This is a genomic window from Ruoffia sp. FAM 24228, assembly GCF_045528575.1.
Classification (GTDB): Bacteria; Bacillota; Bacilli; order Lactobacillales; family Aerococcaceae; genus Ruoffia; species Ruoffia halotolerans.
In genome coordinates this window covers 1-2,201 of the sequence record NZ_JBGQQZ010000120.1, presented here as the reverse complement: position 1 = coordinate 2,201, position 2,201 = coordinate 1, and the positions used below count along the sequence as shown (strand labels likewise).

Annotated in this window: 1 protein-coding gene; it reads left to right on the top strand. The window is 31.0% G+C overall.

Annotation, left to right across the window (positions count from 1 at the left end):
• Positions 1-193 precede the first annotated feature (193 nt).
• Positions 194-2,122: a hypothetical protein gene (locus tag ACEN33_RS12135; protein WP_407095189.1), complete on the top strand. Its 1,929-nt coding sequence runs from the start codon at positions 194-196 to the stop codon at positions 2,120-2,122.
• The last annotated feature ends 79 nt before the right edge of the window (positions 2,123-2,201 follow it).

The window sequence follows — 2,201 nt, the reverse complement described above, 5'->3', positions numbered from 1 at the left end:
ACACGGATTCACCGCGGCTTCCAACAAGCTGAAGCAGAGCTAGAAAAAATGTTTGAAAGATTAACAAATTAATAAATCGATTTTATAGAAGGAGTACTTCATTTACACATAATTATTGACACTCCCTGACGAAAATATCAAACAAATTATACTAGTTTTTATATATATAATAATTATAGTGAGGAGAAGACCAATGATCAAAAAAGGAAATCTATTTATGGTTGGTGTTTTATTAGCTAATATTTTTATTCAACCATTATTTAGTTTACAGTCTGTTTTTGCAGAAGGTGAAGAAGTGGCAATAGAAAGTCACCAAGAAGTATATGAAGATGTTGAATTAGTAACTGAAGAATCAGGTGATTTAAATATAGTCCCACCATCAGAACAAGAAAATCTTGTTGAAGAGGTGGTCACAGAAGAAGAGATAAATAGTGAATATGACGAAATATCAGATGATGATAATTCAAATTTAGAGGAGAATTTGGAGTTTGATGAAACTGAAGTTGAATCAGTTGAAGAAAATGCATCATCAAATGTGGTTGTTTCTTTTATTCAACAAACGTATGAAAGTGAAGCCGTTGGTTATACTAGTTCGTTGAAATTTAATATAGCGAATATTGGTAATGCTGCTGCAGAAAACGTAGTTGTAAGAGTTCAGTTACCTGTAAATTATATTGAAGAATATAGTAATATTTCTGACTACTTCTATAATCAAGGATTAACTAATTTATCACAACACTACGATGATAATAATCTCTATGTTAATTATAACATCGGTGATTTACCTACTGGATACAATAAAGATTTCTCATTTGAATTCAAAACGATTACTGAAATTCAAGAAGAAAATATTACAGTTCCCGTAACAGCACAAGTTTTAGAAAATGGTAATACAGTTGACCAAATTGGTCCGGTAGTATATAACTTCGTAAATCCAAACATCATTTATCCCGAAGAAGATGATGAAGATAGCGACAGTATGAAAGTAATGGCAATAGGAGCAACAAGTGATGCTTTCTATGCATTAGAGCCAGAATATAATGAAGGAACAGGTGAATTTGCACTTCGCTTCCAATACGATTTAACTAAATTGTCTGGAGGAGAAGAATTCACTATTGAAATTGATCCTAATTTCGTTGAGTTGAATGAACTCCAAGATAATGTAAGTTATACAGTCGAAAAAGAGGGTAACGTATATAAGATAAAATTTAAAGATAGTTTAAGTGGTAATAACCAAGGGATTATAAGCATTAGATCAAATGTAAAGCAAGTTGAAGAGTCAAAAGAGTACACCATCTCATGGAAATTAGATGGAGTAACGACTGAGACGTCTATTTTTATAAGAAAACCTGGTGATTCTGAGAGTGATATTAAAGAGGAAAAAAGCAGTAAGAATGTTCAAAGTTATATATGGGATCTAGGAAATAAAATTAAAGGCGAAGTAAATGAAGATGGAGAGCAATTTATTACTGTCGAGGATGATATTACCTCAGTAAATATTCCTTATACCTTAGTTTATCAAACTACTACAGGTGGAATTCTTAACATTAAGGATGAGTTAGATGATTTATTAACCTATAATGAAGGTAGTTTTACAGCAACTTTAGAATCATGGGATTCAAACGGATGGAATAAAGAAAACACTACTGTTGATTTAACTGATTACTTAACAATCAATGGTAATACATTTAGTATTGAAGGCTATGAGCTACCACCTAATAGTCGTATTACGATTAACTATAATGCAAATGTTAATGATGCGAAAGCTTTAGAAACTCATCTTAATCAATTATTAGAGAATGAACAATTAGATGGCGAAGAAGGTTCTGTATCATATGTTTTCAATAATAAAGCAAAGATTAATGATGAAGATAGAGATGGTAAGTATAGTGGTAATGTTAATGTTCCTGGTGAAAAACCTGAAGTTATACCAGAATACCCTAGCAATGTGTTAGAGAAGTATGTTGATCCAACTACTGCTAATGCAACGTTTGATAATGAAGGTAATTTAATCCCGATACCTGTGACTTATACTCTTAAATTAAATATGTCAAAATTTAAAGAAGAAAATAGTAACCTGAATAATTCATACCTCTATAATTTAAGCTGGTTTCTTGAATAAATTAATCGTTCTTGGAAAAATTGGAAATTTTTCTACAAAATAGTGCGTTCTCGAAGTAGATTTTAACTAAATGAACCTT

Coding starts and splice junctions, on each gene's coding strand:
- ACEN33_RS12135 (WP_407095189.1), top strand. CDS start 194: ATGATCAAAAAAGGAAATCTATTTATGGTTGGTGTTTTATTAGCTAAT.